Source organism: Pseudomonas avellanae BPIC 631 (genome assembly GCF_000444135.1).
GTDB classification, from domain to species: Bacteria; Pseudomonadota; Gammaproteobacteria; order Pseudomonadales; family Pseudomonadaceae; genus Aquipseudomonas; species Aquipseudomonas avellanae.
Genome location: NZ_ATDK01000227.1, coordinates 1 through 14,118 on the forward strand (window position 1 = coordinate 1; position 14,118 = coordinate 14,118).

The 14,118-nt window shown below is 62.9% G+C and carries 16 protein-coding genes, 1 pseudogene and 1 riboswitch; of the genes and pseudogenes, 3 read left to right on the forward strand and 14 right to left on the reverse strand.

The window, feature by feature from the left end; all coding sequences use genetic code 11:
* Positions 1 to 254: hypothetical protein (locus DW49_RS1000000133350; protein WP_152522399.1), on the forward strand; the 254-nt coding region annotated here is incomplete at its 5' end.
* 366 nt (positions 255 to 620) lie between these two features.
* Here DW49_RS1000000133350 and DW49_RS0110630 read toward each other — a convergent pair.
* On the reverse strand, positions 621 to 1,172 hold the full coding sequence (locus DW49_RS0110630; RefSeq protein ID WP_019332714.1) for a glutathione peroxidase: 552 nt from the start codon (positions 1,170 to 1,172) through the stop codon (positions 621 to 623).
* 14 nt (positions 1,173 to 1,186) lie between these two features.
* Here DW49_RS0110630 and DW49_RS1000000134215 point away from each other — a divergent pair.
* Positions 1,187 to 1,237 (forward strand): annotated as a pseudogene (locus DW49_RS1000000134215) (LEPR-XLL domain-containing protein); the annotation flags it as partial.
* Here the strand turns inward: DW49_RS1000000134215 and DW49_RS1000000133910 are convergent.
* The 12 genes from DW49_RS1000000133910 to cobO all read right to left on the reverse strand — a co-directional run bounded on the left by DW49_RS1000000133910 (position 1,234) and on the right by cobO (position 11,488).
* Complete coding sequence (locus DW49_RS1000000133910; protein WP_005738988.1) at positions 1,234 to 1,356, reverse strand: hypothetical protein; 123 nt, start codon at positions 1,354 to 1,356, stop codon at positions 1,234 to 1,236. The pseudogene DW49_RS1000000134215 and the gene DW49_RS1000000133910 sit on opposite strands and share 4 nt — an antisense overlap.
* Positions 1,353 to 2,561, reverse strand: a complete 1,209-nt coding sequence (locus DW49_RS0110640) for an MFS transporter (protein WP_005616422.1) — start codon at positions 2,559 to 2,561, stop codon at positions 1,353 to 1,355. Before DW49_RS0110640 ends, DW49_RS1000000133910 begins: the two co-directional genes overlap by 4 nt.
* A 97-nt stretch (positions 2,562 to 2,658) precedes the next feature.
* Positions 2,659 to 3,390 (reverse strand): adenosylcobinamide-GDP ribazoletransferase, encoded by a 732-nt coding sequence (locus DW49_RS0110645; protein ID WP_005616420.1) that lies wholly within the window; start codon positions 3,388 to 3,390, stop codon positions 2,659 to 2,661.
* A 5-nt stretch (positions 3,391 to 3,395) separates the two neighbouring features.
* Positions 3,396 to 3,968 carry an alpha-ribazole phosphatase family protein gene (gene cobC, locus DW49_RS0110650; protein WP_005616419.1) on the reverse strand — a complete coding sequence of 191 codons (573 nt, stop codon included), beginning with the start codon at positions 3,966 to 3,968 and terminating at the stop codon, positions 3,396 to 3,398.
* Complete coding sequence (gene cobT / locus DW49_RS0110655) at positions 3,965 to 5,017, reverse strand: nicotinate-nucleotide--dimethylbenzimidazole phosphoribosyltransferase (RefSeq protein WP_005616416.1); 1,053 nt, start codon at positions 5,015 to 5,017, stop codon at positions 3,965 to 3,967. The genes cobC and cobT overlap by 4 nt, the downstream gene beginning before the upstream one ends.
* Complete coding sequence (cobU, locus tag DW49_RS0110660) at positions 5,014 to 5,535, reverse strand: bifunctional adenosylcobinamide kinase/adenosylcobinamide-phosphate guanylyltransferase (RefSeq protein WP_005616414.1); 522 nt, start codon at positions 5,533 to 5,535, stop codon at positions 5,014 to 5,016. The genes cobT and cobU overlap by 4 nt, the downstream gene beginning before the upstream one ends.
* Positions 5,536 to 6,996, reverse strand: a complete 1,461-nt coding sequence (locus DW49_RS0110665) for a cobyric acid synthase (protein WP_005616411.1) — start codon at positions 6,994 to 6,996, stop codon at positions 5,536 to 5,538.
* Complete coding sequence (cobD, locus tag DW49_RS0110670; protein WP_005616409.1) at positions 6,993 to 7,997, reverse strand: threonine-phosphate decarboxylase CobD; 1,005 nt, start codon at positions 7,995 to 7,997, stop codon at positions 6,993 to 6,995. The genes DW49_RS0110665 and cobD overlap by 4 nt, the downstream gene beginning before the upstream one ends.
* The gene (cbiB, locus tag DW49_RS0110675; protein WP_024420392.1) at positions 7,990 to 8,898 is read right to left on the reverse strand and encodes an adenosylcobinamide-phosphate synthase CbiB; all 909 of its coding nucleotides are present in this window, start codon (positions 8,896 to 8,898) and stop codon (positions 7,990 to 7,992) included. Before cbiB ends, cobD begins: the two co-directional genes overlap by 8 nt.
* On the reverse strand, positions 8,895 to 9,545 hold the full coding sequence (gene bluB, locus DW49_RS0110680; protein ID WP_005616406.1) for a 5,6-dimethylbenzimidazole synthase: 651 nt from the start codon (positions 9,543 to 9,545) through the stop codon (positions 8,895 to 8,897). The genes cbiB and bluB overlap by 4 nt, the downstream gene beginning before the upstream one ends.
* Positions 9,542 to 10,837 carry a cobyrinic acid a,c-diamide synthase CobB gene (locus DW49_RS0110685; protein ID WP_005616405.1) on the reverse strand — a complete coding sequence of 432 codons (1,296 nt, stop codon included), beginning with the start codon at positions 10,835 to 10,837 and terminating at the stop codon, positions 9,542 to 9,544. The genes bluB and DW49_RS0110685 overlap by 4 nt, the downstream gene beginning before the upstream one ends.
* 39 nt (positions 10,838 to 10,876) lie before the next feature.
* The gene (gene cobO / locus DW49_RS0110690) at positions 10,877 to 11,488 is read right to left on the reverse strand and encodes a cob(I)yrinic acid a,c-diamide adenosyltransferase (RefSeq protein ID WP_005616403.1); all 612 of its coding nucleotides are present in this window, start codon (positions 11,486 to 11,488) and stop codon (positions 10,877 to 10,879) included.
* 91 nt (positions 11,489 to 11,579) lie between these two features.
* Positions 11,580 to 11,793, reverse strand: a riboswitch (cobalamin riboswitch).
* A 119-nt stretch (positions 11,794 to 11,912) separates the two neighbouring features.
* Here cobO and DW49_RS0110695 point away from each other — a divergent pair.
* Complete coding sequence (locus DW49_RS0110695; RefSeq protein WP_005616400.1) at positions 11,913 to 13,241, forward strand: PQQ-dependent sugar dehydrogenase; 1,329 nt, start codon at positions 11,913 to 11,915, stop codon at positions 13,239 to 13,241.
* A 165-nt stretch (positions 13,242 to 13,406) separates the two neighbouring features.
* Here the strand turns inward: DW49_RS0110695 and DW49_RS0110700 are convergent, their stop codons facing one another.
* Positions 13,407 to 13,952 carry a C40 family peptidase gene (locus tag DW49_RS0110700; RefSeq protein WP_005616395.1) on the reverse strand — a complete coding sequence of 182 codons (546 nt, stop codon included), beginning with the start codon at positions 13,950 to 13,952 and terminating at the stop codon, positions 13,407 to 13,409.
* Between the last annotated feature and the right edge of the window lie 166 nt (positions 13,953 to 14,118).

A 14,118-nucleotide genomic window follows, 5' to 3' on the forward strand; every position in this document is an offset into this window, starting at 1 on the left:
TCGCATCCCCCGGATCAGTGTCAGGGCTCAGCCGTCACTTACGTCGCAATCTGCGTCGTCAGTGCCACCGCGATAAAAAAGCGCTTTCTTTCAACTATCGTACGATGCTCCGCTTCGGCATGCAGTTCTGGACGCTCTGCGTCCTCTTTGTGGCGCTTCGCGTCACACAACGGTTTTGCGATGTCAGTGATGCTTGTTTACGACTCAAGTCACCTTTTCGCCTCTCGGCGCCCTACTTTGAGGGACCAAAGTAGGCAAAGTCCCCGCTCCGTTTCCGGCCCGACTTCGTCCTGTCACTGATCCGGGGGCCGCTGCAACGGGCCATCCTTGGCCCCGGTACGGCTTGCTCGGCGTCCTGCCTCGCATCCCACGGATCAGCGACAAGACTCAGCCGTCACTTACGTCGCACTCTGCGTCGTCAGTGCCACCGCGATAAAAAAGCACTTTCTTTCAACTATCGTGCGACGCTCCGCGTCGCATGCCGTTCTGGACGCTCTGCGTCCTCTGCGTGGCGCTGCGCGTCACTGCGTCGCCTGTGCCATCGCGGTAAAAAAGCGCTTTCGTTTATGGGCGGCGATTACGGGCATGACATGCCACCGTGTTCATACCCTCAACACCCACTACGGCTTCGACGCAATCGCCTTTTCAATAGCCGCAATCAGCTCTGGATCATCCGGTTTGGTCATGCTGGAGAAGTTGGCGACAACCTTGCCTTGGCGGTCGACCACGTATTTGTAGAAGTTCCAGCGTGGTGCGCTGCTTTGTTCGGCCAGTACTTTGAACAGGTGGGTCGCATCGTCACCACGCACGGCTTGTGGCTCGGTCATGGTGAAGGTCACGCCGTAGTTGACGTAGCAGACTTTGGCGGTCTCCTCGCCGTCCTTGGCCTCTTGTTTGAAGTCGTTGGACGGCACGCCAAGCACTTCGAGGCCCTGCCCTTTGTAGCGCTGGCTCAGTTCTTCAAGCCCTTTGAACTGCGGGGCAAAGCCGCAGAAGCTGGCGGTGTTGACCACCACCAGCGGCTTGCCGGCGAAGCGTTTGCACAGGTCGATGTTTTCCTTGGCGCGCAGCTTGGGCAGTTCCCCTTGCAACAACGGCGGGCAGTCGGCGGCCATTGCTGCGCCGCTCATCGCCAGCAGCAGAAGAGGGATCGAAACAAAGCGAATTTTCATCATGGCGTCCCTGAAGAGTATTGTTGTCTGCCGACACGCTACCCCAAGCAACGCCGTCTGCCTAGCAAGCGCCAAGGCCCAGTTGCAATGCGGCCAGCCCGACCTGTTGCCAGGCCCACCAGACCAGCCCCAGCAGCGCCACGCCGGTCAGCACGGCAGACAGCAATGGCCAGCGCCCGCTCATGCCAGACCGCCCTGCGCCTGCAATCTGGCCACCGGGCGTTCGCGCACTGGCCAGTTCAACGCAGCCGCCAGCAGGCTCAGCAGCACTGATACCTGCCAGATCAGGTCGTAGCTGCCGGTACGGTCGTAGACCAGACCGCCCAGCCAGCCACCCAGAAACGCGCCCAGTTGGTGAAACAGGAAAACGATGCCGCCCAGCATCGACAGGTTGCGCACGCCGAACAGCGTCGCCACCGTGCCGTTGGTCAAAGGTACGGTGGACAGCCACAGCAGCCCCATCGCTACGCCGAACAGATAGGCCGTGGTCTGACTGAGCGGGATCGAGATAAACAACACGATCACCACCGCACGCAGCAGGTAAAGCGCAGTCAACAGCCGAGGTTTGGACATGCGCCCGCCTAGCCAGCCTGCGGTGTAAGTGCCGAAGATATTGAACAGCCCGATCAACGCCAGCACCGTGGTGCCGACCTTGGCGGGCAAGTGCTGGTCCACCAGATAGGCGGGCAGATGCACACCAATGAACACCACCTGAAAGCCGCAGACAAAAAAGCCCAACGCCAGCAGCCAGAAACCCGTATGCGAGCAGGCTTCACGCAGTGCCTCGCCGAGGGTCAGTTCGACGCCGGTAGAAACACTCGGCGTGTCCTTGAGCATGCCCACCAGTGGCAGAATCAACGCAACCATCACCCCCAGCACCAACAAGGCGCCGGACCAGCCCAGCCAACTGATCAGCCCCAGGGTGCCAGGCAGCATGGCGAACTGACCGAACGAGCCCGCCGCGCTGGCAATGCCCATGCCCATGCTGCGTTTCTCGGCAGGCAGCGCACGCCCTACCACACCGAGGATGACCGAGAACGAGGTGCCGGACAGGCCAATGCCGATCAACAACCCGGCACTCAATGAAAGGCTGAGGGGCGAATCAGCCATGCTCATGCACAACAGCCCCACGGCATAAAGGATGCCGCCGACGAAGACGACTTTTGCCGCGCCAAAGCGGTCCGCCAGCGCACCGGCAAATGGCTGCGCCAGACCCCACATCAGGTTTTGCAAGGCGATGGCAAACGCAAAGACCTCACGCCCCCAGCCGAAATCCGCGCTCATGGGCGCCAGAAACAGCCCGAAGCCGTGCCGTGTGCCCAGCGATAACGCCAGGATCAACGCACTGCCCAGCAGAATCCAGCCGCTGGTACGCCAGATCGATGTCATGGTGAGCTCCCTGCACGTTGTGTTACATGGTTTTACATAAGAGCCGCGAAGCTACGCGCTGCCGGTAAAAACTGTCAACAACGCATTGGCAAGGCTGTTAAAGCAATGCCAGGGTCAGTACTACTGCCAACTCCAACAACTCGAGCAACGCCCCGGCCGTGTCGCCCGTACTGCCGCCCAGACGGCGCATCATCATCTGTCGCAAACCGTAGAAACACACCGCGCAGACCAGCAGCGCCGCTATTCCAGACCCACCGGCCAGCACCACACACGCGACCGAACTGACCAGCAAAACCTTGCGCCCGAGGCTGCGTGGCAGATGATCGGCTAGCGCCTGCCCCAACCCGCCGGAACGCACATAGGGCGTGCCGAGAAACAAGGCGAGCATTGCGCTGCGCCCGATCAGCGGTGCCAGCAGTAACCCGATGCTGTTGTGGCTTTCGATCAGCGCAACAATGGCGGCAAACTTGAGCAGCAACACCATTACCAGCGTGACCACGGCAATAGGCCCGCTGCGTGGGTCTTTCATGATGTTCAGTGTGCGTTCGCGATCACCGAAGCCGCCCAGCCAGGCATCGGCACTGTCGGCCAGGCCGTCCAGGTGCAAACCACCGCTGAGCAGCACCCAGGCACTGAGCAGCAGCGCGGCATGCAGCATCAGCGGCGCTCCGCTGAGCAGTGCGTTGAAACCCAGCAACAACGTGCCAAACACCACGCCCACCAGCGGATAGAACAACAGCGAGCGGCCCAGCTCTTCGGGGCGCGGCATGCCGGGCAGACGGATGGGCAGGCTGCCAAGAAATTGCAGGGCGATCCAGAAGGGCAACATGTGTGTCAGACCTCCGTGAGCAGACCGCCAGCGGCGACCTGAACCGACAGCAGCTCGCCGTGGCCGACCACCACCTGCAACAACTGCTCACGCGGCAAGCCGCGCGCCTGAGCCAGCAACAGGCGCATGACGCCACCGTGACTGACCACCAGAACGCGTTCACCGTCATACGTCTGATGCAATCGCTGTACGGCATCCAAAACCCGCGCTGAAAAATCGATCACCGGCTCGCCATTGGGCGGCGTGAACGTATACGGGTCAGCCCAGAACAACCCCAGACCTTCTGCATCGGTGTCCATCAGTTGCGCAGGGCTGTGGCCTTCCCAGTCACCGAAATGCAGCTCTTGCAAACCCGGCTCCAGTTGCAAGGGCAATGACAGGCGTTGCGCCAGTTCTTCGGAAAACCGTGCGCAGCGCTGCAACGGCGAGCTGACAATCCGGTCCCAGGGGCCGCCGTCAATGACAGCCGAACGCATCTGCTGCCAGCCCAGGTCCGTCAGCGCATCATCCAGGCTGCCGCGCAGGCCGCCGCCCAGTTCGGTTTCACCGTGGCGCAGCAGGTCCAGACGCAAGCTCATGCCGGGCGATCTGCCACGGCGGCTTCGGCAAACGTCGCCATGCCGTTGTGCAGCTCGCAGGCCAGCCGCACCAGCGGCACGGCCAGTGCCGCACCGCTGCCCTCGCCCAGGCGCAGACCCAGGTCAAGCAGCGGTTTGGCCTGCAGGGTTTCCAGCAAGTGCCGATGCCCAGGCTCGGCACCGCGATGACCAAACAGCAACCAGTCGCGGCAGGATGGGTTCAAGCGCACCGCCACCAGTGCGGCCACGCTGCAGATGAAGCCATCGACCATTGCCACGATGCCTTCCTGCGCGCAGGCCAGATAAGCGCCGGTCAATGCAGCGATCTCGAAACCGCCCAGGCAGAACAGGCTCTGCAACGGGTCGCCCGCCTGTTCGGCATGCAACGCCAGGGCGCGCTCGATGACTCGGGTCTTGTGCACAATGCCTTCGGCGTTCAGCCCGGTGCCGGGGCCGACCAGCAACGGCGCGGCACATTCCAGCACCGAGCAGGCCACAGCGCTGGCCGCAGCGGTGTTACCAATGCCCATTTCACCGCCGATGAACAGCTCGGTGCCGACCGCCTTGGCGCGCAACACGCTGTCACGCCCGGCCTGCAAGGCAGCAAGGCCCTGCTCGACCGTCATGGCTGGCCCGTTGACAAAGTTGGCCGTGCCAGCGCCAATACGCAAATGGCGTACACCGGGCAAATCCATCGGCGACACTGTGCCCAGATCCACCACGTCCAGTTGCGCCGAAAGCTGCCGCGCCAGCACGCTGATGGCTGCGCCGCCGTTGACGAAGTTATGCAGCATCTGCCCGGTGACTTCCTGTGGGTAAGCCGACACACCTTCCGCGACCACGCCATGGTCGCCGGCAAAGATTGCGATCCACAGTTTGTCGGCAGCCGGACGCTCGCGCCCTTGCAGCCCGGCAAGCTGCACCGCCAACCGCTCCAGTTGTGCCAGCGAACCGGCGGGCTTGGTCAGTTGCTGCTGACGCGCCAGTGCCGCTTCGCGCATCGGTACGTCAATGGCCTGTGCAGGCTTGAGCCACCAGGAATTACTCATAGCGCGGTTCCTTTTAATGTCAGGGGCAGACCAGCAACGGTTAATACGACACGCTGGCAACGCTCGGCCAGCGCCTGATGCAACAGGCCGGCTTCGTCGACGTAGCGGCGCGTCAGCTCACCGAGCGGCACAACACCAAGCCCGGTTTCGTTGCTGACAAAAATGATTTCACCCGGCAATTGCGCCAGGCAGTCGAGCAGCGCTTCACGCTCCTGAATCAGACGCTCGGGGTTGTCGAGCATCAGCAGATTGGTCAGCCACAGGGTCAGGCAATCGACCAGCAGGCAGCGGTCGGGCGCAGCGTTTTCGCGCAGCACCCGCGCCAGTTCGACAGGTTCTTCGACCAGCCCCCAATGATCGGGGCGACGGGCGCGATGGCTGGCAACACGCTGATTCATCTCGCCATCAAGGGGCTGGCTGGTGGCGATATAGATCACACTCAGTGCCGAGTCCGCCGCCAGCTTCTCCGCCAGCCGACTCTTGCCAGACCGCGCGCCACCCAGTATCAGTTGCAGCATTCAGCTCGCCTCCAGGCCGCACAGTTCACGGAGCAACGTGCCGTCCAGGTGCTTTTCCACCAGGTCCGCCAGCCGCTCGATGTCGCGCTCGCGCAATGCGTGATAATCCACTGACTGGACGTTCTCCAGCCCCGCCCAGCGTAATAAGGCGCTGCAAGCGGCGGGCGACTCGAACAGGCCATGCAGGTAAGTGCCGAGAATCTGTCCGTCGGCACTCTGCGCGCCGTCGCAACGGCCATCGTCCAGTTGAACAGCAGCCTGCTCCAGCGCAGCGCCCGTGGTCACGCCGGCATGAATTTCATAGCCGCTGACTTCTGCATCTTCCAGCGTCAGGTGTCCGCGGACGTTGCGTAATTGTTTTTCGGTTTCCAGCACCGTGCTCATCGCCAACAGGCCCAGACCGGCACTGGAACCCGCCGCGCCTTCCAGCCCCAGCGGGTCGTGCAGGTGCTCGCCGAGCATTTGCAAACCGCCGCAGATGCCCACCAGCTTGCCGCCGTAGCGCAAGTGCCGGTCGATGGCCGTGTCCCAGCCGTTGGCGCGCAGGTAGTTCAGGTCGCTGCGCACGCTTTTCGAGCCGGGCAGGATAATCAGGTCGGCAGGCGGAATGCTCTGGCCTGGGCCGATGAATTGCAGGTTGACCTGCGGGTGCAGGCGCAGCGGGTCGAAATCAGTGTGATTACTGATGCGCGGCAGCACCGGCACGACCACATTCAGCACCTGCTCGACCTTATCGGTCTGGCGCTGATCAAGGCCGTCTTCGGCCTCCAGGTGCAGGTCCATCACATAGGGCAGCACGCCGACCACCGGTTTGCCGGTGCGCGCTTCAAGCCAGTCAAGCCCCGGTTGCAGCAAGGCGATGTCGCCGCGAAAACGGTTGATGATGAAGCCTTTGACGCGTGCCTGTTCACTGGGCGACAGCAGCTCCAGCGTGCCGACCAGATGAGCAAACACGCCGCCACGATTGATGTCGGCAATCAGCAACACCGGGCAGTCCACCGCCTCGGCAAAGCCCATGTTGGCGATGTCATTGGCGCGCAGGTTGATTTCAGCAGGCGACCCCGCGCCTTCGACCATGATCACCGGGTAGCTTTCGCTCAACCGACGATGCGACTCCAGCACCGCCTGCATGGCGATCTCTTTATAGCCGTGGTAGGCCACCGCGTTCATGGTGGTGACGGCGCGGCCATGAATAATGACCTGCGCGCCGGTGTCGCTGTTGGGCTTGAGCAGCACCGGGTTCATGTCGGTGTGCGGCGCCAGGAAGCACGCCTGCGCCTGCACGGCCTGCGCCCGACCGATCTCGCCGCCGTCCGCCGTCACCGCGCTGTTGAGCGCCATGTTCTGCGGCTTGAACGGCACGACTTTTACGCCCTGGCGGGTCAGCCAGCGGCACAATGCCGTCACCAAGGTACTTTTACCGGCGTCGGAGGTGGTGCCTTGTACCATCAGCGTGGTCATGGGTATTCCTTGCGGTATTCGAGCAGAACGTTGTGCAGACGCTGCCAGTCAGCCTCGTCGCGGGGCAGGCCGAAACGCAGGCTGCCGGACTCGGGCGTGTCACCCACGAACAGGCGCAACAGGACGCCGCGTTGTGCACAGAACGCGTAAAGCGACTGCGCTTCGGCAGTCACCAACCATTGAAACAGCGCGCAGCCGCCATCCGGCGTCAGGCCATAGTGATCAAGCAATGCCACCAGCCGGTCCCGGGCCTGATCACTGCGCGCGCGCTGCAGGGCCTGCCCAGGCAGATCGCTCAGGCAGGCCTGGCCGATGATCCGGGTCGGACCGCTGACCGACCACGGGCCGATCTCCTGCGCGAGCATTTTCAGCAAGACCGGCTCAGCCAGCACGAAACCCAGCCGAACCCCGGCCAGGCCGAAAAACTTGCCGAACGAACGCAGCACAATCAGCCCGATGCGCCAGGTCTCGGCCGCCAGGCTCAGGCCCGGCGTGTTGTCCATGAACGCTTCATCCACCACCAGCCAGCCACCGCGCTCGGCCAGTCGCGCATGCCATTCCAGCAGGCGCTCGGTGCTCAGGTGCAGGCCGGTCGGGTTGTTGGGGTTGACCACCACCAGTACGTCGAGGCTGTCGAGAAAATACTCGACCTCCTGCTCGCCTACCTCACGCACGACATAACCGCTTTTGCGCCAGGCATGCGCGTGCTCGGCATAGCACGGCGACAACACGCCGACCCGCCCGCCGCTGCGCACCCGTGGCAGCGCCTGAATCGCGGCTTGCGAACCGGACACCGGTAACAACTGAGGCACACCGTAATAAGCACAGGCCGCCGCTTCCAGACCGTCGTCGGTCTCGGGCAGCCGCGCCCAGGCGCGCATCGGAATGTCGGGGAATGGCCACGGCCAGGGCGCGATGCCGGTGGACAGGTCCAGCCAGTCGGCCTGATCGATACCGTAATGCTGCGCCGCCGCGCGCAGCCGCCCGCCGTGCTCAAGCATAGAATTCTGCCGTCACGCAGATGACCAGCAGCCACAACCAGACGCCGCGCTGCACCAGTTGCCAGCCGCGATCGATCGAGTCTGCATCGGCGGCAGCACCCTCGCCCAGTTGCGGACGTTCATGCAGTTCGCCGTGATAAATGGCCGCGCCGCCCAGTTCGACGCCGAGCGCGCCTGCGCCAGCGGCCATCACCGGGCCTGCGTTGGGGCTGTCCCAGGTTGGCCCTTGAGTGCGCCAGCAGCGCAACGCCAGTCGGGTTTTGCCCAATAAGGCGTAGGTCAGCGCCACCAGGCGTGCAGGAATATAGTTGAGCAGGTCGTCGATTTTCGCCGCTGCCCAGCCAAAACGCTCGAAACGCTCGTTACGATAGCCCCACATGGCGTCCAGCGTGTTGCTCAGCCGGTACAGCACCACGCCGGGCGCACCGGCTACGACAAACCAGAACAAGGCGGCGAACACCGCATCGCTGCCGTTCTCCAGCACCGACTCGGTGGCGGCGCGGGCAACCTCGGTGGCGTCCAGCTCGCTGGTCTGGCGACTGACCAGATAACCGACCCGCTGCCGCGCCTCGTCCAGATCATCGGCGCGCAACGCCTGCGCCACCGGCTGCACGTGCTCACCCAGGCTGCGCATGCCCAGCGCGCAGTACAGCGCCAGAATCTCGAACAGCCAGCCGATGTAAGGCAACCAGCTCAACAGCGTGGCCAGCAGCGTCAACGGTACGACGCTGATCACCCAGGCAGTGACGCCATGACTGCGCCAGCCACGCCCGCCGCTGTTGAAACGTTGCTCGACCCGGTTGGCAAAGCCTCCGAACGCCACCAGTGGATGCCAGCGTTTCGGCTCACCGAGCAACGCATCCAGCGCCACACCGGCGACGCTCAACAGCGCCACACTCATTGACTCACTCCCCATTGATTCTCATACAGCAGTTCATGCAGCGGACGCGCCTGCGCCCAGCCTTCCATGACCAGCATCGGTGCAGGATAAAATGCGCTCACCGGCCCCAGGCAGATGATCGCCAGCGGCTTGGCGCCCTCGGGCATGTTCAGCAACCCGGCCAGCGCGCCCGGGTCGAACAGCGACACCCAGCCCATGCCCAGCCCTTCGGCACGCGAGGCCAGCCAGAGGTTCTGGATGGCGCAGGACAACGAGGCCATGTCCATTTCCGGCAAGGTGCGACGGCCAAAGATATGCTGCTCACGGCCTTCCATCAGCGCCGCGACCAGCACTTCTGCACAGTCATTGATGCCTTCGACCTTGAGCTTCATGAACGCGTCAGTGCGCTCGCCCAACGCCTCGGCGGTGCGGATGCGCTCTTCTTCCACCTGCGCCTGCATCTTGCTGCGCAATGCCGGGTCACTGATGCGGATGAAACGCCACGGCTGCATCAAGCCGACACTGGGCGCTTGATGCGCTGCTTCCAGCAAGCGCGCCAGTAGCTCGGGCGCAACCGTTCCGCCGCTGAAATGGCGCATGTCACGGCGCTCGGCGATGGCGCGGTACACGGCAGCCCGTTCTTCAGCGCTGAAGGCGTGTTCGGTCATGGCTTGAACAACGCCGCAATCGCCTGCGGGCAGGACGGAAAATAGAAGTGCACGTAGGAGGCGGTCAAACGCCCGATGCGATAGACCGCCTCAGCCCCCCGCCCGCCATTGGGGCTGACGCCACGGGCAATCGGCTGCAACTCGGTGCTGGTCAGCGAATGGTGATAAGTGTGACCGTGCAGCGTGCCTTCGGGCAGCTCGACCGCTTGCAGGGCCAGCGCCGCCAGACGCTTCTGCATGACCGCTTCACCGGCGAGCAGCCCGACCAGTTCGGCGCGCACGCCTTCCACGTCGGTCAAGGCATCAAGCAGGTAAAGCATGCCGCCGCATTCGGCGAGCATCGGTTTGCCAGCGTTGTGGTGAGCCCTGATCGCGGCCTGCATCGAGGTGTTGGCCGCCAGCGCAAGGTGATGCAGCTCCGGGTAGCCGCCCGGCAGGTACAGGCTGTCGGCGTCGGGGAGCTGGCTGTCATGGATCGGCGAGAAGAAACTCAGCTCTGCGCCCATGTTGCGCAGCAGGTCCAGGCTCGCGCCATACAGGAAGGCAAAGGCCTCGTCGCGGGCAATAGCAATGCGCACACCACTGAGCAACGGCTCGACCTCGACCGGATCGGGCGCGGTGAACGTCACCGCAGGCGGCAACGCCACTTCGCAGGTGCTGGCAAGCGCGGCGGCGGCCATGTCCAGACGCAGGTCCAGGTCGTTGAGTTCACTGGCCTGCACCAAGCCCAGATGACGGCTAGGCAACTCGAAACCGACTTCACGCGACAAGGCGCCGTACCAACGCAGGCCTTCGGTCAGGCTGTTTTCCAGCAACTGCGCGTGGCGCACTGTGCCGACGCGGTTGGCCAATACCCCGGCAAACGGCAGGTCTGGCTGATAGCGCGCCAGCCCCAGCGCCAACGCGCCGAAGGTCTGCGCCATCGCGGTGCCGTCGATCACGCCCAGCACCGGCACGCCGAAGTGACGCGCCAGATCAGCGCTGGATGGCGTGCCGTCGAACAGCCCCATGACGCCTTCGATGAGGATCAGGTCCGCTTCATCGGCGGCTTCCCACAACAGCCGGCGGCTTTCATCGGCACCCACCATCCACATGTCCAGTTGATAGACCGGCGCGCCGCTGGCCCGCTCGAGGATCATCGGGTCAAGAAAGTCCGGCCCGCACTTGAACACCCGGACCTTGCGGCCCTGATTGCGGTGCAGACGTGCCAGTGCAGCGGTCACCGTGGTTTTGCCTTGCCCGGAGGCAGGCGCGGCGATCAATACCGCCGGGCAGTGGCGCGGGGCTCTCATTGGAATGCTCTCATTGACGCAGTTCTCATGACGAATGGCTCACAGCTCGATACCTTTTTGCGCACGGATACCGGACTGGAACGCATGCTTGACCACACCGATGTCGGAAACCGTGTCGGCCAGGTCGATCAATTCGGGTTTGGCACCACGGCCAGTCACCAGCACGTGCTGCATCGGCGGGCGCGCCTGCAAGTCAGTCAGCACCTGTTCAAGGTCGAGGTAACCGTGCTTGAGGGCGATGTTCAGTTCGTCGAGCACGACCAGGCCAATGGTTGGGTCGCGGAGCATTTCCTGCGACACGGCCCAGGCCGCTTCGGCGGCGGCGATGTCGCGCTGGCGGTCCTGAGTCTCCCAGGTGAAGCCCTCGCCCATCACGTGATAACGCACTTGTTCAGGAAAGCGTCGGAAGAACATTTCTTCGCCAGTGCTGTTGCGGCCCTTGATGAACTGCACCACACCGCACTGCATGTCGTGGCCCATGGCCCGGGCGAGCATGCCGAAGGCGGAACTGCTCTTGCCCTTGCCATTGCCGGTCAGTACCAGCAGCAGGCCGCATTCATTGGGCGAGTTGGCAATGCGCTCGTCCATCACGGCTTTTTTGCGCTGCATGCGCGCCAGATGGCGTTCGTCGCGTTCGGGGGATTCGTTCATCTTGGCTCTCCGCTCGGGGCAGGCGAAAGCAGACGGAAGGACAGCACTGGACAGCACGGCGACGCCCTGCACAGAGCATCACCCTCCGTGATGCCATTGAGTGGTTCAGGCCGGTCTCCGGGCTCATGAGCGGGTTACCCCGGCTGCGCGCCTTCCCGTGTCGAAACACAGTGGCACGATGCACAGCCTTGACTCATTTACCGTTGCGGGGGCAGCGCCGGGATCGGATCGATCGATCCACACCGGCTTCCCTGTTTCACCCTGCCAATCGAGGATTGCAGAGCACCTGAAACAAGCCGCGAAGGGTAGAGGGTTGGACCGGGAGCGTCAATCGACAGCGCAACCCGGGAACACGATTGAACCTCGACGGTTTGCAGGGCCTCTATCAGTTACTGGACCACGCCTTTGTTTATGGAGATTAATCATGTTCACACTCAGACCCCACTATGCAGTGCTGCTTCTGGTTGCCGGCGGCCTCGCTGCCTGCGGCGAGTCTTCGACCCTGCAAGTCTCGGATGGAACAGGCCCCTCGCCCAAGCTGCCGGAGCCGAACAAGACGCTGATCCCGACCGTCAATATCGCGCCTGCCATCGGCTGGGAAAAAGGCGCCAAACCGGTGGCCGCACCCGGCACTCAGGTGGCTGCCTTCGCTGAAGGGCTGGATCACCCGCGCTGGCTGTATGTGCTGCCCAACGGTGACGTACTGGTGGCAGAAACTAACTCGCCCGCCAAACCGGATGACTCCAAAGGTGTTCGCGGCTGGGTCATGGAAAAAGTCATGGGCCGCGCTGGCGCTGGCGTACCGAGCGCCAACCGCATCACCTTGCTGCGTGATGTCGATAAAGATGGCGTCGCAGAAACCCGCACCGTTTTCCTGCAGAACCTTAATTCGCCATTCGGCATGACGCTGGTGGGCAATAAACTCTATGTGGCCGATACCGACCGCCTGATCAGCTTTCCGTATGAAGCGGGCCAGACCTCGATCAGCGCGCAGCCAACCAAAGTGGTTGACCTGCCGGGCGGCACGCTCAACCACCATTGGACCAAGAACGTCATTGCCAGCAAGGACGGCAGCAAGCTTTACGTGACGGTCGGCTCCAACAGCAACGTGGCTGAAAACGGCATGGACAAGGAAGAAGGCCGCGCAGCGATCTGGGAAGTGGACGCCGCGACTGGCAAGCACCGCATCTTTGCGTCCGGCCTGCGCAACCCGAACGGGATGGATTGGGAGCCGAAAACCGGCAAGCTGTGGACGGCAGTGAATGAGCGTGACGAGATCGGCAGCGACCTGGTGCCTGACTACGTGACCTCGGTGCAGGACGGCGCTTTTTATGGCTGGCCATACAGCTACTACGGCCAGCACGTCGACGAACGCGTCAAACCGCAGAACCCGGCACTGGTCGCCAAGGCCATCGCCCCGGACTACGCAGTGGGCCCGCACACCGCGTCACTGGGCCTGGTGTTCGCTGACGGCAAGACCCTTGCTGCACCGTTCAACGAAGGCCTGTTCATCGGCCAGCACGGCTCGTGGAACCGCAAACCGCACAGCGGCTATAAAGTGGTGTTTGTGCCCTTCAGCGGCGGCAAGCCCAAAGGCGCACCGGTTGACGTGCTGACCGGCTTTTTCAACAAAGACGAAAAAGCCATGGGCCGCCCGGTCGGCGTGGTCAACGATCAGCGCGGCGGTTTGCTGGTGGCGGATGATGTCGGCAACAAGATCTGGCGCGTGACGTCGGCCAAGGCGGCTCAATAACGCCGAGTGTAGAGGTTTGACGCGGAGCGCCGCACGATAGTTGAGATGATCGTTCTCTACGCTCCAGCGTGGGAATGCAGCTCTCGACGCTCCGCGTCGCAAGAGGACGCAGAGCGTCCTGAAAGGCATGCGACGCAGAGCGTCGCACGATAAGTTTTGACCAGACTACGGTCGAATCTGCGCCAGGCTTGCTGGCTGAATCACGCGCTTGGCGTTGAGGTAGGCTTTTTGCCAGTAAGGCTTGTCGAGGCTGTCGAGTTTGACGGTGCCGCCGGTGGCAGGGGCATGCACGAAGCGGCCTTCGCCGACGTAGATCCCCGCATGGGATACTTGCGAGCCGCCCGAGGTGGCGAAAAATACCAGGTCCCCTGACTGCAATTGCTCGCGACGAATATTCGGCACGCCCATCACGATCATCTCGCGGGTGGAGCGTGGCAGGGAAATGCCCGCCGCGTCACGATAGACATAACCTATAAGACCGCTGCAATCGAAACCGGAGTCTGGCGTGTTGCCGCCCCAGCGATAGGGCGTGCCGACCAGGCCCAACGCACGAAACAGCACGTCTTCGGCAGCCGGAGAAAGAACCTGAGGGGGTGCGGTGACCACCGGACGCTGAACGATCCGGGGTGCTTTAGGCGGTGGCGGCGCGCTGGCACAAGCGCCCAGCAACGCGGCAACACAGATGACCATCAGGCGCGAAGCAATCGACATAAACACAACAACCTGATCCGGATGCGGCTTACGCTGCCGAGAAGCTCAAAAACACAGAAAGACCCGAAGGTCTTGTTCTGCGTATTCTATTGTACTGTTTTCGAAATAAGTTACCCATAACCTGCAAGCTAAGCTATTGATAAGATTTGAATTTTCCGTTAGTTGG

Bases quoted from the DNA above. Each gene is read 5' to 3' on its own strand.
- DW49_RS0110630 (WP_019332714.1), bottom strand. From the start codon at position 1,172: ATGAAAATTCGCTTTGTTTCGATCCCTCTTCTGCTGCTGGCGATGAGC.
- DW49_RS1000000133910 (WP_005738988.1), bottom strand. From the start codon at position 1,356: ATGAGCGGGCGCTGGCCATTGCTGTCTGCCGTGCTGACCGGCGTGGCG.
- DW49_RS0110640 (WP_005616422.1), bottom strand. From the start codon at position 2,561: ATGACATCGATCTGGCGTACCAGCGGCTGGATTCTGCTGGGCAGTGCG.
- DW49_RS0110645 (WP_005616420.1), bottom strand. From the start codon at position 3,390: ATGTTGCCCTTCTGGATCGCCCTGCAATTTCTTGGCAGCCTGCCCATC.
- cobC (WP_005616419.1), bottom strand. From the start codon at position 3,968: ATGAGCTTGCGTCTGGACCTGCTGCGCCACGGTGAAACCGAACTGGGC.
- cobT (WP_005616416.1), bottom strand. From the start codon at position 5,017: ATGAGTAATTCCTGGTGGCTCAAGCCTGCACAGGCCATTGACGTACCG.
- cobU (WP_005616414.1), bottom strand. From the start codon at position 5,535: ATGCTGCAACTGATACTGGGTGGCGCGCGGTCTGGCAAGAGTCGGCTG.
- DW49_RS0110665 (WP_005616411.1), bottom strand. From the start codon at position 6,996: ATGACCACGCTGATGGTACAAGGCACCACCTCCGACGCCGGTAAAAGT.
- cobD (WP_005616409.1), bottom strand. From the start codon at position 7,997: ATGCTTGAGCACGGCGGGCGGCTGCGCGCGGCGGCGCAGCATTACGGT.
- cbiB (WP_024420392.1), bottom strand. From the start codon at position 8,898: ATGAGTGTGGCGCTGTTGAGCGTCGCCGGTGTGGCGCTGGATGCGTTG.
- bluB (WP_005616406.1), bottom strand. From the start codon at position 9,545: ATGACCGAACACGCCTTCAGCGCTGAAGAACGGGCTGCCGTGTACCGC.
- DW49_RS0110685 (WP_005616405.1), bottom strand. From the start codon at position 10,837: ATGAGAGCCCCGCGCCACTGCCCGGCGGTATTGATCGCCGCGCCTGCC.
- cobO (WP_005616403.1), bottom strand. From the start codon at position 11,488: ATGAACGAATCCCCCGAACGCGACGAACGCCATCTGGCGCGCATGCAG.
- DW49_RS0110695 (WP_005616400.1), top strand. From the start codon at position 11,913: ATGTTCACACTCAGACCCCACTATGCAGTGCTGCTTCTGGTTGCCGGC.
- DW49_RS0110700 (WP_005616395.1), bottom strand. From the start codon at position 13,952: ATGTCGATTGCTTCGCGCCTGATGGTCATCTGTGTTGCCGCGTTGCTG.